At 55.1% G+C, this 26149-nt stretch carries 21 protein-coding genes and 3 pseudogenes; 11 read left to right on the top strand and 13 right to left on the bottom strand.

Going from position 1 to position 26149, the window contains the following annotated elements:
* Nucleotides 1-516: 516 nt before the first annotated feature.
* Both N687_RS0111815 and N687_RS21075 read right to left on the bottom strand, forming a co-directional pair.
* Entirely contained in the window at nt 517-2268 is a 1752-nt protein-coding gene (locus N687_RS0111815; protein WP_051663189.1) for a sigma-54 interaction domain-containing protein, read from the bottom strand.
* A 209-nt stretch (nt 2269-2477) separates the two neighbouring features.
* Nucleotides 2478-3956, bottom strand: a pseudogene (locus N687_RS21075) (IS5 family transposase).
* 123 nt (nt 3957-4079) lie between these two features.
* On the opposite strand from N687_RS21075, the pseudogene tnpC reads away from it, so the two are divergent.
* Nucleotides 4080-5414 (top strand): annotated as a pseudogene (tnpC, locus tag N687_RS0111805) (IS66 family transposase); the annotation flags it as partial.
* Nucleotides 5415-5800: 386 nt separating this feature from the next.
* Entirely contained in the window at nt 5801-6295 is a 495-nt protein-coding gene (locus N687_RS0111800) for a GNAT family N-acetyltransferase (RefSeq protein WP_029422044.1), read from the top strand.
* 289 nt (nt 6296-6584) lie between these two features.
* On the opposite strand, the gene N687_RS0111795 is transcribed toward N687_RS0111800, so the two are convergent.
* The 3 genes from N687_RS0111795 to N687_RS0111785 are packed head-to-tail and all read right to left on the bottom strand — an operon-like array spanning nt 6585 to nt 8449.
* The gene (locus N687_RS0111795; RefSeq protein WP_029422043.1) at nt 6585-6911 is read right to left on the bottom strand and encodes a YolD-like family protein; all 327 of its coding nucleotides are present in this window, start codon (nt 6909-6911) and stop codon (nt 6585-6587) included.
* Between the two features lie 21 nt (nt 6912-6932).
* Entirely contained in the window at nt 6933-8189 is a 1257-nt protein-coding gene (locus N687_RS0111790; RefSeq protein WP_231493608.1) for a DNA polymerase IV, read from the bottom strand.
* Nucleotides 8189-8449: a hypothetical protein gene (locus N687_RS0111785; protein WP_051663188.1), complete on the bottom strand. Its 261-nt coding sequence runs from the start codon at nt 8447-8449 to the stop codon at nt 8189-8191. The genes N687_RS0111790 and N687_RS0111785 overlap by 1 nt, the downstream gene beginning before the upstream one ends.
* A gap of 928 nt (nt 8450-9377) precedes the next feature.
* Here N687_RS0111785 and flgB point away from each other — a divergent pair.
* The 5 genes and pseudogenes from flgB to N687_RS25140 all read left to right on the top strand — a co-directional run bounded on the left by flgB (nt 9378) and on the right by N687_RS25140 (nt 12709).
* Nucleotides 9378-9788: a flagellar basal body rod protein FlgB gene (flgB, locus tag N687_RS0111775; RefSeq protein WP_029422040.1), complete on the top strand. Its 411-nt coding sequence runs from the start codon at nt 9378-9380 to the stop codon at nt 9786-9788.
* 280 nt (nt 9789-10068) lie between these two features.
* A pseudogene (locus N687_RS25515) lies at nt 10069-10290 on the top strand (hypothetical protein); the annotation flags it as partial.
* A 755-nt stretch (nt 10291-11045) separates the two neighbouring features.
* Nucleotides 11046-11351 (top strand): hypothetical protein, encoded by a 306-nt coding sequence (locus tag N687_RS0111770; protein ID WP_029422039.1) that lies wholly within the window; start codon nt 11046-11048, stop codon nt 11349-11351.
* 692 nt (nt 11352-12043) lie between these two features.
* Nucleotides 12044-12571 carry a hypothetical protein gene (locus N687_RS0111765; protein WP_029422038.1) on the top strand — a complete coding sequence of 176 codons (528 nt, stop codon included), beginning with the start codon at nt 12044-12046 and terminating at the stop codon, nt 12569-12571.
* Between the two features lie 15 nt (nt 12572-12586).
* On the top strand, nt 12587-12709 hold the full coding sequence (locus tag N687_RS25140; RefSeq protein ID WP_269320494.1) for a hypothetical protein: 123 nt from the start codon (nt 12587-12589) through the stop codon (nt 12707-12709).
* 175 nt (nt 12710-12884) lie between these two features.
* Here N687_RS25140 and N687_RS22235 read toward each other — a convergent pair whose 3' ends face one another.
* A complete protein-coding gene (locus N687_RS22235; RefSeq protein ID WP_051663187.1) occupies nt 12885-13538 on the bottom strand; it encodes a sulfocyanin-like copper-binding protein in 654 nt (217 codons plus the stop codon).
* A 35-nt stretch (nt 13539-13573) separates the two neighbouring features.
* Nucleotides 13574-13774 carry an alpha/beta-type small acid-soluble spore protein gene (locus N687_RS0111750; RefSeq protein ID WP_029422036.1) on the bottom strand — a complete coding sequence of 67 codons (201 nt, stop codon included), beginning with the start codon at nt 13772-13774 and terminating at the stop codon, nt 13574-13576.
* 424 nt (nt 13775-14198) lie between these two features.
* On the opposite strand from N687_RS0111750, the gene N687_RS0111745 reads away from it, so the two are divergent.
* The gene (locus N687_RS0111745) at nt 14199-14528 is read left to right on the top strand and encodes a hypothetical protein (RefSeq protein ID WP_029422035.1); all 330 of its coding nucleotides are present in this window, start codon (nt 14199-14201) and stop codon (nt 14526-14528) included.
* Nucleotides 14529-14659: 131 nt separating this feature from the next.
* Here N687_RS0111745 and istB read toward each other — a convergent pair whose 3' ends face one another.
* The 5 genes from istB to N687_RS21060 all read right to left on the bottom strand — a co-directional run bounded on the left by istB (nt 14660) and on the right by N687_RS21060 (nt 18586).
* The gene (gene istB / locus N687_RS0111740; protein WP_029420176.1) at nt 14660-15421 is read right to left on the bottom strand and encodes an IS21-like element helper ATPase IstB; all 762 of its coding nucleotides are present in this window, start codon (nt 15419-15421) and stop codon (nt 14660-14662) included.
* Nucleotides 15421-16743, bottom strand: coding sequence for an IS21 family transposase (gene istA, locus N687_RS21065; RefSeq protein WP_231493462.1), 1323 nt, complete (start codon nt 16741-16743; stop codon nt 15421-15423). Before istA ends, istB begins: the two co-directional genes overlap by 1 nt.
* Nucleotides 16744-16759: 16 nt before the next feature.
* The gene (locus tag N687_RS24795; RefSeq protein WP_231493606.1) at nt 16760-16876 is read right to left on the bottom strand and encodes a helix-turn-helix domain-containing protein; all 117 of its coding nucleotides are present in this window, start codon (nt 16874-16876) and stop codon (nt 16760-16762) included.
* Between the two features lie 810 nt (nt 16877-17686).
* Entirely contained in the window at nt 17687-17902 is a 216-nt protein-coding gene (locus N687_RS23145; RefSeq protein ID WP_269320493.1) for a helix-turn-helix transcriptional regulator, read from the bottom strand.
* 504 nt (nt 17903-18406) lie between these two features.
* Nucleotides 18407-18586: a small acid-soluble spore protein H gene (locus N687_RS21060; RefSeq protein ID WP_035462207.1), complete on the bottom strand. Its 180-nt coding sequence runs from the start codon at nt 18584-18586 to the stop codon at nt 18407-18409.
* Between the two features lie 706 nt (nt 18587-19292).
* Here N687_RS21060 and N687_RS0111715 point away from each other — a divergent pair.
* The 3 genes from N687_RS0111715 (at nt 19293) to N687_RS0111700 (ending at nt 23396) form a co-directional block, all read left to right on the top strand.
* Nucleotides 19293-20822 carry a spore germination protein gene (locus N687_RS0111715; RefSeq protein ID WP_051663592.1) on the top strand — a complete coding sequence of 510 codons (1530 nt, stop codon included), beginning with the start codon at nt 19293-19295 and terminating at the stop codon, nt 20820-20822.
* Nucleotides 20819-22039: a Ger(x)C family spore germination protein gene (locus tag N687_RS0111710; protein ID WP_029422030.1), complete on the top strand. Its 1221-nt coding sequence runs from the start codon at nt 20819-20821 to the stop codon at nt 22037-22039. Before N687_RS0111715 ends, N687_RS0111710 begins: the two co-directional genes overlap by 4 nt.
* Before the next feature lie 238 nt (nt 22040-22277).
* The gene (locus N687_RS0111700) at nt 22278-23396 is read left to right on the top strand and encodes a GerAB/ArcD/ProY family transporter (protein ID WP_029422028.1); all 1119 of its coding nucleotides are present in this window, start codon (nt 22278-22280) and stop codon (nt 23394-23396) included.
* A gap of 105 nt (nt 23397-23501) precedes the next feature.
* Here N687_RS0111700 and N687_RS0111695 read toward each other — a convergent pair whose 3' ends face one another.
* On the bottom strand, nt 23502-25943 hold the full coding sequence (locus N687_RS0111695) for a bifunctional YncE family protein/alkaline phosphatase family protein (protein ID WP_035462202.1): 2442 nt from the start codon (nt 25941-25943) through the stop codon (nt 23502-23504).
* Nucleotides 25944-26149 lie beyond the last annotated feature (206 nt).

Here is a 26149-nt window from a genome sequence, read left to right as displayed (position 1 = left end):
TCAGAGGCAGGCCTCAGGTTGCAGCTTCAAAAGGCGCCAACAGAAACGGAAGTCCGAGTACATGCCAAGCACCATGGAATCCGAGATACTACACGCCTCCTTGACATCTATGTTCGTCAAGAAGGTTTGAGCAAATCTCATGCCAACTTGACCGAATCGAAAAGGGCTCCCTTACGGGAACCAGATGAACGGCATTCTGCTCAATTCTGCTCATTAGGTTGTTTTTCGCAAGTTAAAAGTGCAGAAAAACGCGGCGTTAGAGTTTCCAGTAATGAATTTCCATTTGCGTTCTAGAGACCGTGCTTGACATGGAGCCTCTGCGAGCATGATTCCCCGCGTATAAAGGCGGGAAGGACGCTCCGCCACAAATTCAGACCGGCTATCATGTTCGCCACTCCATGTAAAGAACCTGTGGAATTGGAAACAACGCCGCCGCGTTTGTCTGCAAATCTAAACCGCGCTATACACATTAGGTGGGAGATTAGAGGGGATTCATTCCGTAACGGGATACATCTCTTATATGAGCGATGCATTTTTGCATTGCATGTTGTCAAATTGCAATTTGTATTTATTCATTTTCCTAGAGATGGTCGACTGATCCACACCAAGCTTTTGGGCAACATCCGCGAGCGTCCGTGAGCCCTTTGCAGCCATGCGAATCAGTTGTTCCTCTACCATCCGGGTTGCATCTTTTAGCGGCAATAGTTCGTTAACGACGATGCTTTCTTTCCGTCCTGATCGAGAGAGCCATACTTGTGAGCCGTGCGCACTTCCGATATGCAACGGGAGATCCGATATGGCTATAACATCTTTATCAGCGGTTACAACTAAGCGTTCAATGACATTTTGGAGCTCACGTACGTTACCTGGCCAAGAGTATTGTTCCATCGCCTGCAGGGCTGATGAAGACAAATTAACACTTCGTCCAAAGCGTTGATTGTAGAGTTCGAGAAAATGGCGAACCAAAGGAATAATGTCTTCTCGTCGTTCTCGCAATGGTGGGACATATAGTGGGACTACATTAATACGATAAAAGAGATCTTCGCGAAACGCACCCGTCTCCACCAACTTTTCCAAGTTGCGATTGGTTGCCGTAATGATCCTCACTTCAATAGGGATTGACTGCTTACCGCCGATTCGACGGATCTCACGTTCCTGTAACACGCGTAACAGTTTCACTTGCAAGCTAAGAGGCATGTCGCCAATCTCGTCCAAAAACAATGTCCCTCCGTTCGCTAGTTCGAACAGGCCGGGACGCCCATGTTTCAAGGCACCGGTAAACGCACCTGCCTCGTACCCGAAAAGCTCACTCTCTAACAGACTCTCCGGAATGGAAGCACAATTGATCTTGATAAACGGATTTTCGCTTGTCGTGCCAAGAGAATGAATGTAGTTCGCAATCACCTCTTTACCGACGCCAGATTCCCCCTGAATGAGAACCGTTGTGTTTACCGGTCCGATGCGGTGAATTAAATCAATCAGTTCGTCCATTTGTTTACTCCGATACACTAACTGGCCATCGGATTTATGATGTTGATCACGAAGCTTAGCCAACTCCTGTCGGTACTCCGAAACAATACCACGGAGGACCTGAATCTCACGCTCAAGTTCCTGAACCTGTGTAATGTCTCGAGAGGCATTGACAACCCGTACAATCCGTCCGGAAGAATCTTTAATGGGTATGCTCGTCACCATGAGACGGCGACCAGTCCGAGTCGTTTGAACGACCTGTACTTTTTGTCCGGTCTCAAGCGCAATTCTGGTGGCAGAGGGTGAGAAAACTCCTTCTTTTTCAAGGTCGTATACGGAACGCCCTATAATTTCCTCGGGCGTCTTTCCCCACACAGTCTGACAGGAGGGACTTGTACTGAGTGTGACTCCATTCCCATCCGATACGTACAGGACATCATAAGAGCTATCGAATATGGTCTGCAGGTCTGAAATCATCGTCTGGTAGTCTCGTAATCGTGTATCGATCTGGGATCGGAGCCATGATGCATTCCAAAGCCACCAGATGTGATAGTGTTCTCCTTGCCATTCAATAAAAGAACGGTGTACAACGTACTCTCCGGCGCCCAACATCACTGTTCCCCATGTGTCTAACTGATTTTGAGTCGCCGATTGGCACAGAATCTCTTTATCCTGTCCAGACATTTTCTCTGAGCACCACACGCAATCGCTTTTTAGATTGAATACCATGATGTAGCCATCGAACCAACGTTGTAATACTTCCAGGATAGTCTCGAGTTGAAGTAATCTTACGCTCATCTCCTACCCTCCACAGCCCTACAGAAATAAGATTTATTAGTATAGATTAATATATAGAGTATACTACATAATTTCGTCAAATCATCTGTGTTGTAATTTTGGTACATACATATCAAGATACGTAGAGTCTGCTGAACGGGTCTTTTGGCGAACCACGACGGCACTCGTCTCGTATTCTGCAGCATGCGGTCTCGACCTACAGTGGAGCGTTATGTGAGCATCAGTGCTCTGCCAGAAACAACGGCTGCCACGAACTTGGACAAAATGGCACAAAAAAGCAGGCGGAGCCGCCGCTCCAGGTTCATCACCAGCAGTTGCAAGGCAATCTCCGTCTCACTGGTTTCTCGCAGACGTGCACGGATCAGTCCGAGCCCATACAGGCGCTTGCCTTCGCCAAACTTGCCTTCAATCGCGTGGCGCTCTGCTGCATCCTGCTGCTCGATTCGCTTTTGTTCCACCGCCAAGGACCGCGATGGCCGCCCCAATGCTGGCCCGCTCAACCGGATGCCCCGTTCCTTGCAATAGCGCAGGTTCTCCCGGGTTCGGTACGCCTTGTCGGCCAGCACGGTTTCCGGATAACAACCATACCTCTCCCTGTAGGCTTCTACCGCCGCTTGCAACGTCAGACCCTCGTGGAAGTTGTTCCAATCCAGGCGTTCCAGCCACGCATACCCATTGACAAGGCTCACTGCCACCTTGGCTCCGAACTCCACATTGGCACGCGCCTTGCCTCGAACGATTGGACGTACATGCGGCTGCGAGATGCTCACGATGCGGTCTTCAATCCGCCGCGTGCGCTTGCGATACATCTCCTATTGCTGTCGGTAGAGCTCGCAGATCACGAGAAGCTGATGGTACTGACGTCCGCTGAGTGCGCTCAGCCCAACTTCATCCTTCAACTGTGCAATAACACGCAGGTCCCGCGCCACAAACCGCAACTGCTTGCCAATCGCCTTGCGAAGCACCCACGGACTCACACGACGCTGTTTGGCCACTGCAAGATACGCTTTGCGTGCCTTCTCACGGTACGTCCGTGGCTTGCGCTTACCGCCTTTCCGTACTGCATGCAAGACGTCAATGATTTCCTCCAGTTTCTCACGCGCCTCGTTGAGCAGCGACAGATCTGTCGAATAGGCGATGTCTGCTGGAGCTCACGTCGCGTCCAAAAGGAGTTTGCCTTGGTTACCCATCTCTTGGGTATTCTCAGCACGCACTTCAGTCGTATGTGTGTCCGCCTCAGACGCACAGCCACCATCCTGATTACCAGAATCATCGTGGTCATCGTCTTGTTCCTCGGCAATCCATTCGTTGACCTGGTTGATGATGTCCACGCCTAGTCGCTTGCGGAAGTGCGTCATCAGGGAAGGATGGAAAGGCGGCTTCTCTTGGAACTCCGGAAGTCCGATGAAGTATTGCAGATACGGGTTCTCCGTGATCTGTTGCACCGTCTCCCGATCACTGAGACCTAACCGTTCCTGGATAATGAGGGCGCCAAGCGCCATACGCACTGGATGCGCCTCTTGGCCCATCGTTCGAGATTTGAACCGTTCTCCGTAGTGTTTTTCCATTTTCCGCCACGGAATCACCTGCGCAAGCTTGACCCAGCGGTTATCCTCATTCAACTTCCCGCCGAACGGAAGGAAGAAATCACCTGGCAAAATAAGTTGGTTCTCCTTCGCGCGGAACACTGGTCTGTCCTCCATGTGCAAGGATTTTGCGCACCTGTCTACAAAAACCCTTGCACATAAATTGGCGTCCAGGACCCAAAAATCCTGGCCGGTAAATGACTTTCCGTTCGTTCAGCAGACCCTACGTATCAACGACGCAAGAAACAGCCTGGCCAGCGGGAGGCCATGCTCGCCGATCTGCCTGTGGAGCGGATTGAATACCGTTTGTCGGAGGAAGAGCGGATCTGCTCGTGCTGCAACGCAGTCATGGACGAGGTGGGCGCCGAGGTCCGTCGTGAGCTCAAGCACATTCCGGCTCAGACGGTGCTGGTCGAACATGTGCAGTATAAATACGCGTGCCGGCCATGTGACAAGCATGGGACCGAAACACCGATGGTCAAGGCGCAGATGCCCAGGCCCCCGATCCCGGGCAGTCTGGCGTCCGCCTCGATGCTGGCACATGTGATTGACAAGAAGTACGTGGACGGATTGCCACTGTACCGGCAAGAGCAGCAGTTCGCCCGGAAGGGCCTGGCATTGTCGCGGCAGACCTTAGCGAACTGGGTCGTGATAGGCGCGACACGATGGCTTAGCCTGGTGTATGACCGGCTGCACGAGGAGATGTTTTCACGAAAGTACCTGCACGCGGACGAGACGACGCTGCAGGTGCTGCACAAGCCTGGACGGGCGGCCGAGTCGGAGTCGTACATGTGGCTGTACCGCAGCGGCCGGGATGGGCCCCCCATCGTCCTGTTCGACTACCAGGAGACCCGCTCGAGGGAGCATCCAAGGCGGTTCCTCGGGGGATTCAAGGGTTACCTGCATGTGGATGGATACAGCGGATACCACGACATCGAGGGCGTCACCTTGGTGGGGTGCTGGGCACACGCGAGGCGCAAGTTCGACGAGGCGCTCACAGCGCTGCCGACAGCCGAACGGAAAAAACCGACAGCGGCCCGGATTGGGCTTGAGTACTGCAACAGGCTGTTCAAGATTGAGCGCGGTTTGAAAGACGAGACACCAGAGGAACGTCGTGCCCAACGGCAGAGGCTGAGCCGGCCGGTGCTTGACGAGTTTTTGGCATGGCTTGAGGAACAGAGCGGACAGGTGGTGCCCAAGAGTACTTTGGGCAAGGCGGTTTCGTATTGCCTGAACCAGTGGCCGAAGCTGGTGGTGTTCCTGGAGGACGGCCATCTGGAGTTGGATAACAACCGGAGCGAGCGGTCAATCAAGCCGTTTGTGATAGGTCGCAAGAACTTCCTGTTTGCCAACACCCCACAGGGTGCAAGGGCGAGCGCCATCGCGTACAGCCTGGTGGAGACAGCCAAGGAGAACGGGCTGGACCCGTATCTGTACCTGGAATACCTGTTCGAGCGGCTGCCCAACATCCGAACGGATGACCGTGCAGCGATGGATGAGCTGCTTCCGTGGTCGGACCGCCTGCCGGAACGAATCCGGAGGCGTGGGAAAAAAGGATAGCATGAGAAATCGCCCCGCTGGATTTCCTGGCGGGGCTGATTGTTGCCGTCCACGACTGTCGCACGACGGTTGGAGAAACGCAAGGTGTGGGGGCTTTGACGCTTACGGAGGTGGCGTGTATGTTACACGTAAACCTTGGCTTTGTCCCCTAGGCGCCTAAATTCGACCGGCAGGAGCGACGTCAAGGGCGTCCGACCGGACGAGCGCAGCACCCCTTGACGGAGCGACGAAAGTCGACATACTCCCGCGACGGGACAAATCCATGGATGTCACACATTAGACACAAGCAGTGAAATTACACCACTTGACGGGAAACTACACAGGCTGAATAATGAAATCTATTTGACAGAGTAATCATAAAGCGGTTGTTTCTTAGGGGGGGTTGTATGAAAGAATTGTTTTCTATTAGGGTCGAGCATCCTAAAGATGACACCGATTACACTTGGTTAAGGGATTTATGGCGCTCCGAATGGGGCGGGGATGTCATGATTTCTAAGGGGAATACATACCATATTCAGGATCTCAGTGCCCTTATAGCATGGGATGGAGATACCCGTGTTGGTGCGGCGACGTATCACATGGGCACTGACGACTGTGAATTATTAAGCATCAATGCCACTGTAGATGGGCGAGGTGTTGGAACCGCTTTACTCAGCGCCTTCGAGGAAGCTGTTCGGAAGTCTGGTCGGCGCCGTACTTGGCTTATTACCTCGAATGATAATCTCGATGCTTTGAGATTCTATCAACGTCGTGGGTATCGTATTGTGGCGGTCTATCCAGGTGCAATTGATGAGGCACGGAAGGTGAAGCCGTCGATTCCGACAGTCGGGTACTACGACATACCTGTTCACGATGAAATCGAACTGGAGAAATGGTTGTAGCACTTACAACGTAGAGGAAGACTCATGGGTATTGGAATTGCAGGCTGGTGTGTTATGGAGCCCGGATCGTCCTGTGTTTGGTGTCCGTGAAGTCATCGAAAGGATTAGAGGTAGACAAATCGTAACTCTTAGGCAAATGGACGAGACTAGTGTGTGCCGAAGTATCCAATTCAGCTCTGAACATCAAAGGCTAAGGTAGTAATAAGAGATCATGTGCTTAAGGTTGAACGTTGAATTCATAACCGCCATGACGATTGCCCGCTTCGGCGGGTTTTTCTTTTGCCCAAAATCAACAGCCAGTTTCAACTCGCATCAACCGACGACAATCCACCAACACACGGTTTCCGTCCGCTTGCCGTAACCATAAACGTCCACCTTTCAACTCCGGCACACCCTCCAACACTTCGTCCTGTATCGGGTCGAACAACGTCAGTCGAACCACCTTCCGCCCTTCCATCGCTTCCGCCAGGACATACTGCATCTCGGAAAGCTCGTCCTCAGACAGCTCCGGTGGCCGCCGACATTGCCGTTCACTCCGCATCTCCTGAATTACTTCGCGATGTTCAGGCAAGACAAGACGCATACCTTCGAAAATGTTGCCGTCCGTGATCCGCATGACGCTATCCCCTCCCTCACATCACGCGTAATGACCTCCGATCTTCAGCGCGCGTTCCCGGAGTTGGCTGCCCGGCAACAGACTGGATGCACGCATCAGGCTTGTCTCACCAAACGTCTCGTGGATGGTGTCCGTCACTGCCAACAGGCGCTGACGTCGATCTACTCGCCGGAACAGAGAGAGCTGAACCGTGTCCGCCGGTACCAGCATATCCAGGCCCACGGAGACAGCGCGTACGCCAGAACCGTCCCACCAGCGGTCCAGGAGTGACAGCGCTTCGGGGTATAATTCATCAGGGTCATTGGAGTAAAAGGGCAGCGTCTTTGCCTTGAAGAAGCCGCCCTCCAGCCGTTCATACGTCAGCCCAAGACTCACCCGTCGTCCCTGTTGCCCGGCTCGCCGAACCCGGTAACACACTTCGTCGAGCAATTCGAGGATGACAACTGCAACTTCGTCTCGCTCGAAGAAGTCACGCGGCAGCGTCGTGCGGTTCGAATAACCTTTGTGAGGATCAGTCAAGCTGTGCGGGTTGATGGGGCTGTAGTCCTCACCGTTCGCCCAGCGATGGATGACCGTGCCCCATGCCGGACCGAACCTATGGCGCAGCAGATGTGCCGGAAGCGCTGCGACATCCCCAATCGTGTTGCAATTGAACTCCGTCTTAAGCACTTCGGCCCGTTTTCGGAGTCCCCACATGGCGTCCACCGGCAGCCGATGGAGTTCCGACCGCACCTTATCATCCGGCCACCATACGATGCCGTCCGGATGCTTCTTCGCCTGCTTGTTTGCAACTTTCGCCACCCATTTGTTCGGCCCCATGCCAATCCGGCAACGGATGCGAAATACGTCCCAGATGGTTTCCTTGAGCTTTCGAGCCACAGCTATCGGATCCGGAAACAGACCGCTGGGGTACGGGAAAGCAAAGAATGCTTCGTCGATGGAGAACTGCTCCTGAAGCGGGAACATGCTCTGAATCACGTGTTGAATGCGCACACTCACCTCCAGATAGAGGCGCATGCGTGGTCGAACGACGACGAGGTTTGGTGCCAATCGTAGGGCCTCTCCGAGCCGCATCGCGTTCTCTACACCCAGACGCTTCGCTGTTGGTGTGGCTGCTAGGATGATGCCGGAGCGCCGAGCCGGGTCACCCGATACGACAAGCGGCGGATCCGTTGAGTCGTCATTCTCACGCCGCCGTAGGACGTACTCAGGACGTGTTGCTATCTCGACAGAGGCGTAGAATGACTGCATATCCACGAGGCCATAGATCCACTCCATCACCGGCTTCGCCCCCATCGGCGCCAGTACTTAATCAGTGCTTGTGTCTCCGCAGTGAGCATGGTCCGTGGATAGTGCACTTCTTGCTCCCATCCATTCACGCGAAACCGTACCCGGACGTCAACCTCACGGTCTTCGACGTCCAGGAGCTCGATGGCAGCCTCTTTTAACTGCGCACGTGCACGTTGCTCCTCGTGCTTCGCTGCCTGTTGGATGAGCCTCAGTACAAGCAGGTTACGGATCATGGCTGTTGGGCGCATACGGTCACCCCGAGCGAACATATGTTCTGTCACGAATTAGTATATGCGCTGACGCTGGAATGATACAAACATATGTTCGCACCAAAGGTGGTTTGAAGTGGTATCTGTAGGTACAGGGGGCCGTGGCATGGGGAAATTCATTTGCGCCTAGTTCGTCCTCTGCCTCCGTTGGGGGAGACGGTGAGTCGAGCGCAGGGTTGATTAAATTGGGCACGTGGTGCTGCCTATCGAGTAGCGATGGACGATGGATATCAAGGACAAGGATGCTCTTGAGAATTTCATGGAGGGCGACTACATCGTTCTCCGGAAGTGTGAGCCTGGCTGCGTCTTTTGCGGTGGTGTGGTAAACGTCCGAGAGTTTCAGGGGAAGATGGTGTGTTCGACGAGTCGGGAGGAACTTGGAAGGTTCATGTGGCGGCGCGGTAAAACGATGAATCCGAGTTATGTACGGGGAGGCCGGGATGGCCGCGCTGTTGGCATTGTCGGACGCACTGCCGACCAGCGTGTGTAATGGAAAATGACGACATGTATACAGTCCCCGCCGCGCGTACGCGGTGGAGGTTGTCTATGAAGAAGGTCCCAGTGCCAGCACCAGGCAGGGGGGCGTTGGATGCAGGTGCGTGTGGAAGGCGCTGGATGGTCCGCACGCAAGTCGACCGTGGGTGAAGTCCATGCTAAGAGAGTTGGTACGGTCACCGCACAGGGGCGTGAAAACCCTCGACAGGTCTCACTTACCGAAACTTGACACCGCCTCAAGGCCGTATCATGATAAGTATTGAATTTTACCTGTAGACCGCTTGTCAACGGGGACACCATAGACTGATTAGGGCTGGAAAATCAAGATTGCATTTCAACACGGTTCTACGAAGAGACAAGATCTCATGCTAAGATGAGTTTGAGGTCCATCAACACATGAGAAGGTGTGTGCATGGATTCGTTACAAGCATGGTTGACTCTTATGCAAAACGCATTGATGGCAGCCGATTTACGTCAAGCGGTCTACGCAAATAACATTGCAAATATGGATACACCAGGATTTAAACGCTCAGATGTTGAGTTTGAATCGTTACTCCAACAGGCTATGTCACGTACTCCACAAGTAGATGGCCTGGGGTACACTCCCGTTACCGGGAGTTACAATAATTTCGACATACAGGCTATGAGTCAAATACAGCCCCAGGTCATTCAAGATAATCAGACCTCTGTCGACAACAACGGTAACAATGTTGACATCGATGCTGAAATGGCTAAGTTAGCCGAAAATCAGATCCGCTACAATGTACTCGTACAATTGGTGCAAGGCAAATTTAATGGCCTGCGTACTGCTATAGAAGGGTGACACCTTAAGCGCAATGTTTAAGCTTGTTTTGTTTTCCATTGATGACGTCGATTTTGCTCGAATTCTGTGTCATCCTGGTGGGAATTGGGTTCTTTCGTAGGGCGATTGGAAAGCAAGTACGGTTTGAAGCGCGAGATACGCAATGGTGAGTTGGTCGCCATGCAGAACTAATCGTCAGCTAGAACCCGGCGCATCGATGATTCGGATTGTCGGCATACTGCAGTTTCATTTAGACTGATAGCCCTGAGCAAGTCGAGTGCCAACGTGTGGGGCGTCGCCCGGTGCGGGCAATCCCTCTTATGGGCTTGGTCTGACTCGGACGCGACTAAGGCAAATGAGCGAGACGGTTATCGCGCTGCAACTGCTAGTGATGAACTTGGAGCGGGACACCGTCTTTTTCTGTCCCTTGTTCTTACGTGGCTCCAGCGTTGTCCGATTTCAACCGCACTGGCGATCTCGTGACTCGTTCAGCAGACCAAATAAGTGTAGATACGGAGTGTAAGCGGAAAATGAAACGAGGTTAAGAGAATGGCAAAATCCGAAATGGACCGTATAACCTGGTATATTGAACATCGCCTGGAATACCTTGGGAATCGATTGGCCGCATACAGACGAAGAATTGAACATTTCGCGGATGAATCCTTTGATGGAGGGTCCTTTGATTACGAAGCGCTTAAAGCGTATCTTGAAACACGAGGTCGGATTGGGGAGCTACAGAACATTCTGAACCACTTAAAATCTTGGTCGTAAAGGAGCCTTAGGTTCAAGTGACCAAACGAGGTAGCACTGCGGGGATTTGGCCAAGAAGCACCCCACTAATGGCCCTCCTCTCCGCAACACGATGATGGTCGAAGGCAAACGAGTCTACGCGTTGTGAGAAAAATTTACCACCGCATTTGTGATTTATAGGGCGTCCTTAGACTCGTCGGCGGGAAAAGCAGTGGGAGCGGCGAGTTGCCGAGTTTTGCACAAGTGTGCTGGCAGCGGCGTCAATTCGACAAGACGCCGAAAACTGGAATGTCATATCGCCGACTGTCCATCATACTCATACCCCCACCGTCACGGAGCACGTCCATTGCAACATCCGTCCGCCCGTGAACTGCCGTTGTCGCAGGGTTGTGTCATGCCTCGCTAATCGTCGTCAGTAACCTCCATACCAGTCTAACGTTATACGCGACAAACCAGCCATTGAGTATTGATTTGGTTCGTTCCGCACATACAATAGAACATACGTTCGGTACGTGCGAGGTGCCATCCATGTCTCGTATACTCCACCGTTCCATCGAGATTCTGGAGTTTGCGTCAGACGGGTTTACTCCGCGCGTGTTCCGGGATCGTGGCGTGATTCGTGTGATCACGGATCTTATCGACCGCTGGGCTGAATCCGGAGACTGGCTGAACGGAGAACGGGACAGATGGGTGTTTCGCATTCTCACCGAAGACATGGGCGTATTTGACATCGAGCGCGTGGAGGAACCTGTACGGGGCGCGGAAACCAGAATCACCGCGGTTGATCCAGAGCGATACGTCGTGAGGTGGTATCTGTACAGGGTGTGGGATTAGGTTCGAGCACGGGGAGTCTCCGTGTGCGCGGGTGGCTTTACTTCGCAACCGTTAAATCCAGCACACCTGGTAATCCTTTGTCTGAGGCCGGGTAATGGTCTCAAACCAGACCGAGGAGGGTGCTGTGGATGTCGACAGCAGAGTTACGGAAGCAGTGGGAGCGGCGAGTTACCGGGGTTCGGGAGCGGTGAGCAGTGCGATTCGTTCTGGTGTACCGCGGCGATATTGCAATACTTCTACCCACTTTCTGCCCAAACTTCTGCCGTACTGGCTGGCACAAGAATGATTGGGGTAACACAATGCGGATGTTCGACTAGCTGTTTACCGGGAAAAACAGCACTGAGTAACACGCAGAATAACCAGCCGAACGAACTACGGAGAATTCCTAAACCGCGTCTTGCGGGGGTTCGAGTCCCTCCGGGTGCACCACAAAAGCCAGTGGTGGCGCGGGTTGTCAGCCCGCGCCATTTCGCGTATGTGGTGCCGGACTTGAACGCTGCAAATCTTTTGCTAATCTTCGTGTGACGAAACAGTTTTCGATCCATGTTTATGGGTCTGATCGATCAGGGGATCGAGGGCTTTGGCGGCCGCCGCCAGGAGATCCTGAACTTGATTAAAGCTTCCAAGAATCGTGACAGCCGATGCGCGCCAAAGAGGCGCTTTTTTAATACCCATATACGGAGGTGATCGACGTGGATTACGCATGGACTGAGCCCAAACCCGGAGATCTGCTGCTCTGTTACGCCGATTCCTTGCTCGGTGAAGTGATTGAAGAAGTAGAAGAGATTGGCCTGATCCGTCAAGGAATAAAGCCACCCCGTGGCTTGCAGATCTACTCGCACGTCGCGGTGTACGTTTGTGATGGCTATGTGATTGAAGCGTTGGGCAACGGACTTGTAAAATCTCCTGTGTGCAAGTATTTTGGCAAGGCAGATGTGTGGTCTCGGGACGTTGATGATACGACACGCGCCCGGATTGTTGGTCAGGCGTATCGGATGCTGGAGGCCGGATACAAGTACAGCTACTGGGATCTGTTCGTGCAGTTCATGTGGTTGGTGTTCGGCCTGCGAATCCCGTGGAATTCGAAGCACAGCATTATCTGCTCTGTGTTCGCATACGACTGTTGGTTCGCTGGAGGATACAAAATCGCAGTACGCCGCAACTGCGCGCCGGAGGACATCGCGATCTTCGGCGTGTTGCATTATCAGGGGCGGTTTTGAGAGGAGGCGTAACCGGTGGAGGATACCGACATCACTGGGCGCATCGGGAAATTGGAAGAATGTCAAAGCAAAGCAGAATCTGTGCACTTCCTGCTCGTTCATTTGGGCATTAGCGCTCCCTTCACCGGAGCCACATGAGCGAGCCGCTCGTTCCCAAACTGGTCGGGAGTCCTCGAAATGACGCGCCGGAGTGCATCCAGGACGTAGAATGCGGCGCCCCGGCCTTTCGACCGGGGCTGAAACTGCCATCGTCCTTGCGCATGAAAAGCTCCATGCCGGTTGGTAAGGGGCGGATGAACACCTAGTACCAAATTTACGAAGTGGTAACCGATGGCGCGGTGGCGGTGTCGGATACCACAAAGGTGATCCACATTCCTGCTTCCTCATGGCCGGGAACTGCGCAGACGATTGCGTATTTGCCGGCCGTTACAGCCTTGAAGCTAAACGTCTGTTTGACGCCTTTACCCACTCCTTGCTCCGGATTTGGGCTACTCGCGCCCGGAATGGCTGGAGTGTCTGCAGACCTTTTGTTATACGGAACGACCACCGCGCTGTGCGGCACCGTACTGTTGTTCTGGAAGTTGATTTTAACTGTCCAACCCTTGGGGACGGTAAACGTCATCCCGCCGTTCGTGTAGCCGTTGAAATTGAATCCTCCACCCGCGTTGTTATATCCCGCAATCAGAAGGAAAGTAACCGTTTTGGTCCCTGCGTTGACCGTCATCCACGGGGATGTCGCAGCTGTCGCACCACCGGCGACATTTGCGGTGTTTTGTGCCGCGTTTCCGACCGCGTTCACTGTATTTTGCACGGCATTTCCGGTTGCGTTGACGGTGTTCTGAACCGCATTGCCCACAGCATTGGCAGCATTCTGTGCAGTGTTGGCAGCTCCACCGCACCCCGAAAGGAGACTGACCACACCCAGGCAAGTCACCAGCATCGCGGAGATCGCGCGATTACTACTCATGGGATGCCACCTCCCCAACTAGGCTTCTTAGGAAATTAGTGCGGCCAACTCTTGTTGCTCAGGTGCTCTTCCGCAAATGCCACCAGTCTCTTCGTAATTTCGCCTCCGACTGAGCCGTTCTCCCGAGCAGAGGTGTCAGGGCCTAACTCAACTCCAAATTCCTGTGCGATCTCATACTTCATTTGCTCGATGGCGTTCTTCGCTTGCGGAGAAACGTACTGATTACGACTCGGCACTGTTCATCATCTTCCTGCAGTAGTTAAGTGCAATCGTATTGTGCGCAAGAGGATGTCATTGCATACTCCCTCCCACACGTCGGTGTAGGAGGATCCAGGCGAGCCCGAACGTTAGGTCTCGTGCCTCGGAGTTGGGTTCCGCCTCATCGAGAACATTCTCGCGAGGAGTTACGACACCACCATATACTTATGTGCCGCGTGGTGCTTAACGGTCAAACGCTCAAGAACGTTAACACATTCGGCAGTTACCGGCTCCGCATACGATGCAGACAAGCCACCTATGATGCATGGCTGGACGATGTTCACATCGATACGACGACAGGGAGAGGGAGTCCGGCGGGAGATGGAGCAGACCAGTCGTGTACTTCAACGGATCGCCAGCTATCTTAGACGATAGAGGACCGGCACAAGGGAGGTGATTCCGATGCCAAACGAACCTGTCACGAATGAGGAGCTGGGCCTGAATATCCGCGTGGCCCGTGTGGAGTCGGACGTAGCTGCCCTGCAGCGTCAATACGACCAGCTGCAACGGGATGTGTCGGAACTCCGTGGCGACATGAACGACTTAAAGGAGAAGGTTGGAAACATCCAGGTGGCGCAAGCGCGGGACTTTTCGGAAATTAACGATATGATCAACGACCTGACCAACAAAGCACTAAACTCTCTCCCGCCTTGGGGCGCCATTCTCACGATCCTACTCGGCGGAATGGTGGGGGCCGTAACCGGAGCTGTGCTCGGTCACCTATGGAGGTGATAGACCATGTACAACCGATGGATCAAGTGGCTGTGTGTTTGTCAAGCGAAAAGTTGACCACTTTGCTAATCGAAAAGTTGACCACCCCTGGCGTAGCGATTCTGGTGCCTGGCGGAGGTCTGACATTCCCGTCACAGCTCGGCTGCCGCTCGTCTTTGGCTCTCTCGGAACCTGTAGGATTCGCCTTCAAACAGCAGGATGTGGGAGTGGTGGGTCAGTCGGTCGAGGAGGGCTGTCGTCAGCGTCGCGTCGTGGAACACGTCCGTCCATTTCGCGAACTCCAGGTTCGTCGTGATGAGGATGCTGCCCTTCTCGTACCGCTCCGCACAGAATTGGAACAGTAGTGGCCCACCTTGAGTTAAGGATACATACCCTAACTCGTCCAAGCAGACCAGGTCGTACTTGTCCCACGTCCGAAGGTATCTGGGCAGTCGGTACTCTGACTCTGCCTGTAAGAGCTCCTGGACCAGCTGCATGACGGTGATGAACCGCACTCTGTAGCCCGCTGAGATGGCGGCCAGCCCGATGGCTATCGCGATGTGTGTTTTGCCCGTTCCACTGGCCCCCATACATATCACGTTTTCCTTCGCTCGAATGAAGTCTCCCCCCGCTAGGTGTACAATCCGCTGCTTCTGCAGCGCCGGAATCGCGGCGAAATCGAACTCCTGCAGGGTCTTGTGGGCAGGGAACCGTGCCTGCCCCGTGTACGTCTGCAGCCGACTGGCTTTCCGTGACTCCATCTCCTCGGCGAGGCAGGCGGCAAGGTACTGGACGGGGGAGTGGTTCTGCACCCCCGCCTCCCTCGCCAGCGCCGCGTAAGCCTTGCGCAAACCCGGCATCTTCAACTCCTTGCAGTAGATCTCCACCATGGCTGCGTGTACATCGTCAGACATCAGTGAACCACCCCCTTCGTCAGTGCGTCGTATCTGGACGGATTGGGCTGCGCGAGGCGATACATTTGCAGACTGCCTGGCACGGTTCCCGCAGATTCCGGTGAGGTGTGAAGAAGATGCCGCTTGATCTGGTCAGCTGTGACGACATCCGGCCCGATTTCCTCAATGGCCTGCAGAATGTCCTTCGCCGGCCAGACTTGGTGCAGCATGAGGATGGCTACGAAGTCCTTGTATCCATCCGGTCTGCTGTTCGCCATCCGGACCCGGATGCGTTGGTACACCTCTGGTAACTGCCGGACGACCGCCGCGTGCGTGGCGGCATGTGGTTTGTAAGCCAAAACCGGCAGATAGTGTCCGAGGTCCATGATGGTCTGCTGACGCTCGTGGCTCCTGGGGTGGCTGGCCACCACCCGTTCCCTGTCGAGCACCTCAATCCGCTCGGCATACACCCTCAGCAGCAGCGTCTTGCCCACGTACATGCTGGGGACGGAATAGCGGTTGTGGTCAAAGCTGACGAGACACAGCTTGTTCACCGTGACGGGCCGTGTGGTGGCGCAACGGTGAGGGCGCTCCGGCAGCGCACGCAGCCCCGCCCGCTCTTGCTCCCAAGCGGACCACCGTTTGCCACGCTCTTTCTCGCACCACTGAAGAATCAGGTCGTTCAGGGCATCCAGGTCGGCTACGTCAGGAACGGGAACACACGTATGGCGGCGGACGTAACCCACGCCGTTTTCTACGCTGCCTTTTTCGTGTGGTTCACCGGGGCGGCAGAATTCGCTGTCGAACAGGTAGTGAGCACGCAGGTTGGACAGCAGCACGTGCTCCTCGCGGGCGGGGCCAACCAGGATCTTGGTGACCGCGGTCTTGGGGTTGTCGTAGCGAACACTGCGCGGCACGCCGCCGAACCATTCGAACGCGCGGCGGTGACCCTCAAGGAACGCTTCGATCTTCTCCGTAGAGAAGGCACAGGCAAAGATGACGCCGCTGTACCGCAACCGCATGACGAACAGGCTGATCTCCGTCTTCTTGCCGTTTATCTTCACAACGACTCGCCCAAAGTCGGCCTGTGCCAGCTCACCGGCGTCAGAAGTCAGCGGGATATACACCTCCTGCCTGCGTTTCCTCAGCCTGCTTACCCAGTACCGGACGGTGGATTCAGCCGCGGTGAACTCCTTGCCGTACTCCTCCTGCAGCCGATCGTAAATTCTTGAGGACACATACCGCTGTTTCTTGGGGGCTCCCGCCTTCTCCTCCTCCTTAAGCCAGGACTCGATGACGGGGATCCATCGTTCCATCGCTGGGCGGGAGCGGGGTTTGGTCAATCGATACTTGGGGATATCAGCGTCGGCGTATCTTGCGTACTGTTTGTCGCGACACTTGGCATTGCCGGCTGATTTTACGTATCGACCACCCGTCCACATAGTACCGCTTTCTGATATACTCCTTGTCGACCATCTCGAGCACATTCCTTTCCTCCTGCCCCCAGAGTTCGGACCAAACTCCAGGGTACAGGAAAGAGGTGCCGGGGTGGTCAACTTTTTGGTTGTCAATGTACCCCCACGTGGTCAACTTTTACGTTATCAAACACAGGCTGGCCCACTGGATGACGTCCTCGTCATTCGTGGCCTTTTTCTTTGGTCTCATCGGTTTCTGTATCACCTTTAACATGGTCAGTCCTTGCGCAGGTTCGAGTCCTGCCGGGTGCACCAAAAAAGCCTTGTGTGGCGCGGGTTCTCGGGTTTCCGGGAACCCGCGTTTTTCGGTAACCGCGCAGACAGATACTGCTCCGCCTCGTGTTTCCTCCGAAGCCCTGCTTCGTGGTGTACGATTTACGGCCATGCTCGTCGTACCCGCGTCAGTATATTACTATCCAACTGGTCCCACGCATCCCTTCGCACCTTCGGATGTGCCCGCTCATGTATTCCAGTGCCGGAATCTCACGATGTCCAATTATCCACTAGAATCATCTGTTGTCTCCACTCTAATCCTCTTCCTAATTCCCGGCTTCGGATCCCAACAGTTGAATTTGTAATACGGCTTCGTATCGTATCCCAAACGAGAGCAATAGATCCTCAACTGTCCATGTGTCCGTTCTGCCTTGAAATGGATGCATGTTGCACAACAGTGATAATCCTTCGGTTGAGTCAACTGTGCGGATCACCACACACTCCCTTGTATCCGCAGTTCCGACACCAAGGTGTGCAGCCGCGGCGTTCGGCCATCGGGAATCCGCAGACGGGGCAGTACTCGATTTCCTCTTTCTCCTTATCCTTCACCTGATTCGCCCTCCTCAAGTGGCCACAGATCATCCACGCTTACCCCCAGCGCCCGTGCGATCTTCTGAGCATTTCTCAGGGTCGGCGTTGCCCCATTTACGATCCGGCTTACAGTCGTGGACGGAAGCCCTGTCTGTTCCGCCAGCCATTCCTGCTTCAGCCCCCGCATGACCAGGACCAGCTTGAGCCGTGTTGGTTTCGGCACCTTTATCACCCGACGTCTTTACACACAGACGGTACTTTTTCGCGTCCATGTGATATGATTCACCATCCTACCACAAAGGAGAGGTCGAAGGTGGACGAAATTCGTCAGCTCCGTCCGGTCATCACGTATCCGCTTCAGGACCCGTATTCCTACGAGACTCACGAGGAGCCTGATAGTGGCGCAACCCTTCAGTGCTGTGAGAGCGGATGCTCGGGTATGATTGGCCGAACCACGGCGGAGGAGTCTGCCGATGGGATGCGGGATCTGGTTACTCTCGGCAGAGTGCTCGGCGTCCATGAAACAGCGGCCGTGTGTGACACGCCGCATCGACTCGTCGGGGATGGCGTGAAAATCCGGCGTAAAATAACCGGACTGGCTGCGTGTGGAGAGGGGTCGAACGGGCCAGCTTGCACGCAGGTGGCAATTGAGAGCGACGCACGTTTACGATTCAAGGCGTGTCTGATCCAAGCGAAGGGCCGGCCGTGCCAGGTGGTGGGGTTTAAATCAGTGCTCGACCAAGGCGTGCAGCGGAACCTCCTGTTCACGCTCGGGCTGGTCGAGCGGGAAGATTCTTGCCGTTTCCTTCCGCTCATCCACACTTTGAATATAGACACGCGTCCCGTTGTAAGTCACGTTCGCCATGACCGGTGAAGCCGCAATCTCCTTCGCGCGCTGGGTTTCCATGGTCGACAACCTCCCTGTGCTTTCGATCACGCTGCTTAATGTTCACTTAGCGCAGGGATTTATTCCAATGAGTTTGCAGCGAAGTCTCCTGGGTTTCCACAGGGATACACCCGTAGTGTGTTTCCGACTCGGTTTCGCCACACTGTTGATAGGGTACACCTCAAGCGTGTTCTCAACGGCCCCAGTCCGTAGTTGCATCTGGTCGAAAAACGATTTGCACAACACCTTAACTCGGTCTTCCAGTATGACATCCCGGCCGTCGATCTCCACCTGTTGTTTTACCCACTCCACCACCGCAGTGCTTCCAAAGACCAAATGGGGTTCGTTACCGCGCTCGTATGGACGAGTCGGCGTTTGGAGCAATCGTAAAACCGGTGTAGCAACCAGAGACCGGTTTGTACGCGCGAGAGTACCAGCTCCAGAGCATCCGAACCGTTCGATCGGTGCAACAGAGTGTACAACGTGGTGGACAGAATCAATGCCGCCAGCTGCGAATCAGTCACACATCGATGGTGTGGGCGTTCGTGGGCCATAACTCACCAGCCTACAGGGATGGGAAGCACCGTTCAGCCCAGGGTGTACATAATTTGGGTGTACATGGTCAACATAACAACAAAATGGAATAAGCAGTCTCGGGGAGTGTGCGATGGTTTTCGACAAGCTTCGGCGTACAAAGACAAAAGACCTGCGCAACGAGCCTGGCAGGATGGCCAGCCTCGTCGACACTTCGCTGTCTCAGCCGGACGAACCGCTCCCCGCTTCTATAGAACGATTGCGGAGTTGGGTCAAGGCGGAGTGGCAAAATTGCGACGATTTTCAGCTCCGTGACGTCGACGTGCACGGTACACGCGTACTTTTGATCTGGCTGCGCGGTTTGGTGGACCTTGCGCGCATCGAAGAGGGCGTTCTCGAGCCCCTTGCGGCTTTGCCAAAACGGCGGCCGGACATGCAGCAGATGGAGTCCGTGCTGCACACGGTACTCGTCCGCTGGATCAAGACACGGCAAGAATTGAGCACAGCTTTGGCGGACGGCCAGGTGGTGCTCTGCGCAGACGGTTCCAAATTGGCCCTCGTCCTTGATATCAGCAAGCCCCCGGTTCGGGCCATCGAAAAAGCTGAGAACGAGCCCACCCTGCAGGGCCCTCAGGAGGCGTTCGTCGAGCATTTGGAGCTCAACATCGCGCTCCTCCGCAAGCGGATCCGCAGTCCGCGCTTCAAGGTCGAATTGATACGCATCGGTGTGTACTCCAAGACCAAAGTGTGCATCGCCTATGTTGAAGGCATCGCCAAACCAACGCTGGTGGAAGAAGCACGCCAACGGCTGCGCAAGATTTCCGTCGACGGAGTGAATGACATTAACAAGTTACGCGAACTGATCGGCGACGCGCCGTACACCCTGTTTCCGACAACCGAAGAGACCGAACGGCCAGACCGGGTGACGGGCAGTCTGTTGCAGGGCCGCATTGCCATCATGATCGACGGAGCGCCAACCTGTATGATGGTGCCGGCACAGTTCATCTATTTCCTGGCATCCGCCGAAGATTATTACATGAATTACACGCTGACGCTGTTCATTCGCATTTTGCGCCACGTCGCGTACTGGTCTTCCATCTTGTTGCCGTCCCTGTACGTGGCGGTGTTGTCTTACAATCAAGATCTGATGCCGACCCCGCTGCTTGTCAGCGTGGCATCCCAGCACCGCGGTATTCCTTTCCCAACCGTATTGGAAGTGCTCGTGATGATATGCGCCTTTGAGGCCATTCGTGAAGCCGGGAGTCGTCTGCCAAGGGCGGTTGGGCAATCGGTCAGTATTGTGGGTACGCTCATTATCGGCGATGCGGCGGCGCGTGCCGGTCTGGTGTCGCCAGGTATAGTAATCCTAGTGGCGGGAACCGGGGTTGCGTCGTTTGCTATGCCGGCGTATGGGTTTGTAAATTCGAGCCGGCTTATCCAGTTTGTATTTGTCATCGTGGCCGGCATTTTTGGACTGGTCGGAATCGTCGTCCTCGGAATCGTCCTCGTGACGCATCTCGTCTCGCTCCGTTCCTTCGGAGTTCCATACATGGCCCCCATCGCGCCGTTCACCTGGTCAGAGATGAAGGATATGTTCATCCGGGCTCCCTGGTTTGCAACCAAACGACGTCCAGAACAGCTTGAACCGGTTGACAGCGTCAGCAATCGCAGCCCGACACCGAGGCCCCCCAGAAAGCCTCACTCCAGCGAGGGACAGCGATGAGATCGAACATGTTTCGCAAGCTGGCCTTCCTCTTCGTGGCCAGCATCGGTTCGTTGGTGTTGCCAGGGTGCTTTGACATTCAGGAGGTCGATGACATGAATATCGTCATAGCCCTTGGCGTCGACCGGACAGATAACGGTTTGGTACGGGTAACGGCCCAGCTCGTCAATCCCGAGGCCGTTCCTTCGGCGGGTGGGGGCGAGTCCAGTTCAGGAGGCGGCGTCCGGTCCTTCCTCATCCGTGACGAGACGGGCAGTTCTATCGAAGAAGCAGTGGAAAGATTCAAGGAAGACGTACCACACCGAATGTACCTGGCACACAACACCCTGGTGGTATTTGGGAGTGACTACGCAAAACAAGGAATTGACAGGGCATTTGACTACTTCGAGCGCAACCGGTACTTTCGCCGCAATCAACTGTTCCTCGTGACACCGGGACAGGCCCGGGACGTCCTTTCGGCTCCGTCCGATCCCGAGCCGATAAACGCGCTGGGCCTTCGCGATTTAGTGGAGCAAATTGGCGAGATGTTCCGCTTTGTCAACAGCGGGCAACTGGAGGTGATGAGGGAGTACCTGTCGCCGTCGCAGGCCCCCGTTTTGTCGTTGGTAGACAGAGACGCTTCGGGCCACCTGCTCATGAAAGGGGTTGCTTTGTTTTGCGGTGCAAAGATGGTTGACGTCCTGACGGTGGACGAGATAAAGGGGCTCGCGTGGCTTATGGGCAACACCCGCCAGGTGGACATCCATCTGCCGTGCGAAAGCAGGAGTGACGGGGTTGGAAGCGCCGTGCGACTGCTCGTTTCCCGCACCAAGGTGATTCCTCAGTTTGGAAACGACGGAGTGAGTTTTCTGGTGAAGGTTCAAGCACGGGCGGAGGTCGACCGGCTGTGTCCGTATAAGCGGTTGACCGAGAAAACCTACCAGCAACTTGAGCAGAAAACTGCCCAGTACATGGAACGGCAGATGCAGGCGGTGATGGCAAAGATCCAATCCGATGGTGTAGACGCCTGCCAGTTCGGCACGCGGTTGTTTATCGAAAATCCGCGCAAGTGGCGGCAGATTAGCGCTCAGTGGCCAGCTTACTTTGCTCGTGCGCAGGTGAGGTACAGTGTACAGGTCCATATTACCCGGACCACGCTTTCTTCCAGTACACCCGAATCCGCGGCATCGCGCAGCGGGTCGGCTCCACCGGCAGGGCGCGGAGTGATTACACCGTGATCTGGGCCGCCCTGTTCACGGCCGTTACCATTGCCATCCTTGACAAAGACGCCCTTCGCCGGGCAAGCCGCCGTGAAGCCGTAGTGTACTGGTCGCTCCTCATGTTGGCGGTCGGCATGTCCGCGTTGGTCTCTTGGCACCTGTGGCCCCATCTGCATCTGCTGGCTCCGTTCGACGCCACGTTGGGCCCAGTGACAAAATGGATATACAAAATTCTTTAGAAGGGGGCCCGCGCCCCATGTCGAACGTACAGATTTCCCGATTTCAAATCGTCATCGTACTCGTTTGGAGCATCCTCGGCACCGGCATCGTCACAGTCCCGTTCGTCATTGCACAGTTCACCGTCCGCGACAGCTGGATTACGGGCCTCCTTTTTCCGGCCGGGGGTCTGTTGTCCGCCGGTGTCGCGGCGGTGTTCCTCCGCGCGTTGCCAAACCGGAATCTGACCGGCGGCTTGATTGACGCATTCGGACCATGGCTGGGGCGCATCGTCTGTCTCTGGTTTCTTGTCTGGCTGTACCTGGTTAACTGCACTATCGTACGGGAAACGGAAACGTTTGTGAGCACCACCATCCTGCCTGAGACACCGGAGTACATCATTGGGCTGGTGGGCATGACTGGGATTTCGTACATGGTGCACATGGGAATTGAGGTCCTCGTACGGGACGGCGAATTCATCACACCGCTCGCGCTCATTGTGGCGCCTGTTCTCTTCGCCTTGTCCATGCAGCACATGGATATTGACCAACTGATGCCTGTTCTCGCTGACGGTTGGCAGCCGGTGCTGCGCGGTGCCATCACGCCGGATTTGACCTTTGCATTGGAGATGTTGATTAGCCTGCAGTTCGTACGAGCCTTGCGCGACAGCCGGACCCTCCCCAAAGACATGATCACCGCTACGGCTATCCTCACCGTTGTCATGACGTGCGTCCTGGCCATCACGACAGGGGTGGTGGGGCAGTCCACCAGTTATCTGTCGTATCCGGTGCTTGAAACCGTCCGAAGCATTCGCGTTGGCCGCTTTCTGGAGCGCCTGGACACACTGTACGTGATGGGTGTGATGTCCACCGTATGCATCAAACTGGGCGTGTTTCACTACGCCTGGTGTGAAGGCATGAAGGACGTGTTCAAGCTGTCGTCGCACCGGATTTTGGCGTTTTCCGGCGGCTTGTTCGTGTGGGCTGGCAGCTTTGCATTCTTTCGCAGCACGAAGGAAATGGAGCACTTTATCGCCGGTGTGGCGCCAGCGTATTTCTTGGTGACGTTGATCTTTATTCCCCTTTTAGCTGCCATGGTGATGAGTTTTCGGAGGCGAGCAAAACGTCAGCCTCGGCAGTCCCCAGAAAAGCCCCTGTAAGTGCACAGCCCATCGAATACAAGAGACATGTTCGCGCCGGGTCATGATGATACAAAAGGAAGGGGGGCTGGGCGCCCCTTCCTGCTCGATTCCCAACAGGCAGGCTCACCCATTGCCTTTCGGATAAGGTTGACCCGGGTGTGTGGCGGCCCACAACACCTCATCCAGCTTGTCGGATGGAGCCAGGTCTTCCTGTGACCAGTTCATGCTCTTCGACACTGCAGCCATGGGTGCGTTGGCGCCGTTTCGGGCATCCAATGGGTACTTGGGCGTGACTCCATCGTACGGCGCGAAGTTGGGATGATTGGTGAAGGCATTCAGCATAGGCGTCGCCGCGGCGTCGTACTGTGTCAGCGGCTTCATCCCGAGAATCAGCTCGATGGTGCGCAACATGGACGCCGTGTCATAGAATGTGCTGTCTACCACGCCACCGCGTTGCGTGTACGGGCTGATGACCAGTGCTTCAGTGCGGTGGGCATCGACGTGATCGAGACCGTTTTGCGAGTCGTCTTCAATGACAAAGATGGCACTATCCTTCCAGTACGGCGAGTGACTGACAGCTTCCACCAGCTTGCCCAGCGCGTAATCGTTCTGCGCCACATACGCCTGTGGTGTCAAGGCCCCAGGTGTGGTTCCCATGGTGTGGTCGTTGGGCAGCCGCAGGATCTCCAATTGCGGGAGGTTCCCGTTCTTTACGTACTGCTGGAATTCCTGATTCCATTTGTCAAAACGCGTGAGATCGGAGATTTGCATGTTCCAGCCGGGGAAATCGGGATCGTAGCGGTTACCAATACTCGGATCGTCCGGCTTCCACTTCCCAGTTGCAGGATCCTGGGACTCAAACTCCCCATAGTCACGGAACGACACGCCTGACCGCTCCGCGTCATCCCACAGGAACCCATTTTGTGGATAGGCGGCGGTATTGGTACCTTCGAAATCGTATCCGCGGTTCCGGCCACTGTAATTGGCCATCCAGTTTTTCTCCACGTAGTCGTCCGATTCTGCCGCAGTCGACCAGTTGTGTCCTTGTGCACTGATCTCCGCGTCCGTATACGTGTTGTCGAGGAGCACAAACTGGTTGGCGAGCTTGTGCAGATTCGGTGTGATGTCTTTGCCAAACTCCGTGAGCGCGGGGTCGCTGTTCCCTCTGCCCATGTCACCAAACACTTGATCGTACGTGCGGTTCTCCTTGATGACGTAAATCACATGGTTGATTGGGGAGCGCTCGCTCGGGAAGCGCGGAATTGGGAAATGGTTGGCTTCCTCTTCACGGTTGAACCATCCGCCACCGGAACCAGGATGCGGCTGGTTGTTTTGCTTCACTTGCTCCGTGTATTGTCGCAGTTGCCCGGGGTCCGGTACGGGAATGAACGACATCGTGCCGTTCATCATGTTGCCAATGTATTGCCCCTGCGAATTCGGTCCAGCGCCAAGGCCTTTTGCATTTAGAACGAGGATCTCCCGGCCTCCGTCTGCGACATACACGCCGGTCGGGAACCATGCCGTGGGAATGAGTCCCTGCACAGTGGCGTGCGCAGTCGGAAAGCCATCACCGAGGCTGACCACGGCAACGTCATTGTTCCCCGCATTCGCCACGTAGAGTGCTCTTCCGTCCTGGCTGACCGCCAATGCGTCCGGCTGGCTGCCTGGAAGTGCGCCGCGATAAGGGGCCAGAGAGATCGTTTGGACCACCTTCTGCTTGACGGGATCGATCACGGAGATGACATCGCTGTCCGACCCGGACACATAGACCGCGCCCGTGACGGGATTCTCGGCCACAGCATTGGGATGCAGCCCCACCTGAATCGTCTTCTGCACCTTGAGCGTGTCCGCATCCAGCACCGTGACCGTATTTTCACCCCAGTTCGTGACATACAGGGACTTGCCGTCCTTCGTGATGAGGACCGTGTACGGATTCTGTCCTACATTGGCAGAACCGACCACCGTACCTGTGGTTACATCAATTTTCACGACGGTGTCAAACAGGTTATTGACCACATACAGGGATGTGCCGTCCCTCGACACGGCCAGTCCGCCTGGATAGGGACCGTTTTGGGTCGTTTTCGCATTGGGATTCGGACTTAAATTCGTGAGGACGATCGGAGAAGTTTCCGACAGAACACCGTTCTCAAACCGGAAGGCCCGAATCTTGTTATTGCCGCCGGCGGACGCATACAGCGTCTTTCCGTCTGGACTGAAGGCCACACCAAGATAGAGCGCTTCCGGGGACTTGTACGGGATGGTCTGGATGACCTTCTGCTGCCGCAAGTCGACGACCTGGAGAGATTGCGTGCCCTGGCCGTCGTTCGACACGACCAGGTAGCGGCCATCCGGGCTGAGAGCACCCCCCATTGGAAAATCTCCCAGCGACAGCTGCTTCCCCGCGGGCGTGAGGGTCCAGTCGTAAGGCGTGATACCCGTGCCGTCCGGCCGTGGACCAGCGACACGAGTATACGCGGCCGCCAATGCGCTGCCTGTTCCCAACACGATGGTTGCGATAGCGACGCCGGCAACCAACTTCCTCTTTTTCGCCTTCCAACGCTTCACTTGTCTCTCCTCCTTCGTGCTTGTCACGGTTCGGCAGAGACCCGTGCAAACACAGTTATAGAAGAGAGACTTGAAGATACCGCAAAATTATATTCAATATACTCCGAAATGTTTGTCAAGATTTTGTGTGAAGTGGGCACGGCGGGCTTGTGGCAGCCGGGGTCACGAGCCGTTCCAGGATTGCAAGTCGACCCTACCCAGCAATG

This window comes from Alicyclobacillus macrosporangiidus CPP55 (assembly GCF_000702485.1).
GTDB lineage: Bacteria > Bacillota > Bacilli > Alicyclobacillales > Alicyclobacillaceae > Alicyclobacillus_H > Alicyclobacillus_H macrosporangiidus_B.
This window is presented reverse-complemented; position numbering and strand designations above follow the sequence as displayed.

What these genes read in the sequence shown, in the direction of transcription:
- N687_RS0111815 (WP_051663189.1), bottom strand. Translation starts at nt 2,268, where the DNA reads ATGAGCGTAAGATTACTTCAACTCGAGACTATCCTGGAAGTATTACAA.
- N687_RS0111800 (WP_029422044.1), top strand. Translation starts at nt 5,801, where the DNA reads ATGAAAGAATTGTTTTCTATTAGGGTCGAGCATCCTAAAGATGACACC.
- N687_RS0111795 (WP_029422043.1), bottom strand. Translation starts at nt 6,911, where the DNA reads ATGCGGATCACGGACGGCAACATTTTCGAAGGTATGCGTCTTGTCTTG.
- N687_RS0111790 (WP_231493608.1), bottom strand. Translation starts at nt 8,189, where the DNA reads ATGGAGTGGATCTATGGCCTCGTGGATATGCAGTCATTCTACGCCTCT.
- N687_RS0111785 (WP_051663188.1), bottom strand. Translation starts at nt 8,449, where the DNA reads ATGCGCCCAACAGCCATGATCCGTAACCTGCTTGTACTGAGGCTCATC.
- flgB (WP_029422040.1), top strand. Translation starts at nt 9,378, where the DNA reads ATGGATTCGTTACAAGCATGGTTGACTCTTATGCAAAACGCATTGATG.
- N687_RS0111770 (WP_029422039.1), top strand. Translation starts at nt 11,046, where the DNA reads ATGTCTCGTATACTCCACCGTTCCATCGAGATTCTGGAGTTTGCGTCA.
- N687_RS22235 (WP_051663187.1), bottom strand. Translation starts at nt 13,538, where the DNA reads ATGAGTAGTAATCGCGCGATCTCCGCGATGCTGGTGACTTGCCTGGGT.
- N687_RS0111745 (WP_029422035.1), top strand. Translation starts at nt 14,199, where the DNA reads ATGCCAAACGAACCTGTCACGAATGAGGAGCTGGGCCTGAATATCCGC.
- istB (WP_029420176.1), bottom strand. Translation starts at nt 15,421, where the DNA reads ATGTCTGACGATGTACACGCAGCCATGGTGGAGATCTACTGCAAGGAG.
- N687_RS24795 (WP_231493606.1), bottom strand. Translation starts at nt 16,876, where the DNA reads ATGGTCGACAAGGAGTATATCAGAAAGCGGTACTATGTGGACGGGTGG.
- N687_RS21060 (WP_035462207.1), bottom strand. Translation starts at nt 18,586, where the DNA reads ATGGAAACCCAGCGCGCGAAGGAGATTGCGGCTTCACCGGTCATGGCG.
- N687_RS0111715 (WP_051663592.1), top strand. Translation starts at nt 19,293, where the DNA reads ATGGCCAGCCTCGTCGACACTTCGCTGTCTCAGCCGGACGAACCGCTC.
- N687_RS0111710 (WP_029422030.1), top strand. Translation starts at nt 20,819, where the DNA reads ATGAGATCGAACATGTTTCGCAAGCTGGCCTTCCTCTTCGTGGCCAGC.
- N687_RS0111700 (WP_029422028.1), top strand. Translation starts at nt 22,278, where the DNA reads ATGTCGAACGTACAGATTTCCCGATTTCAAATCGTCATCGTACTCGTT.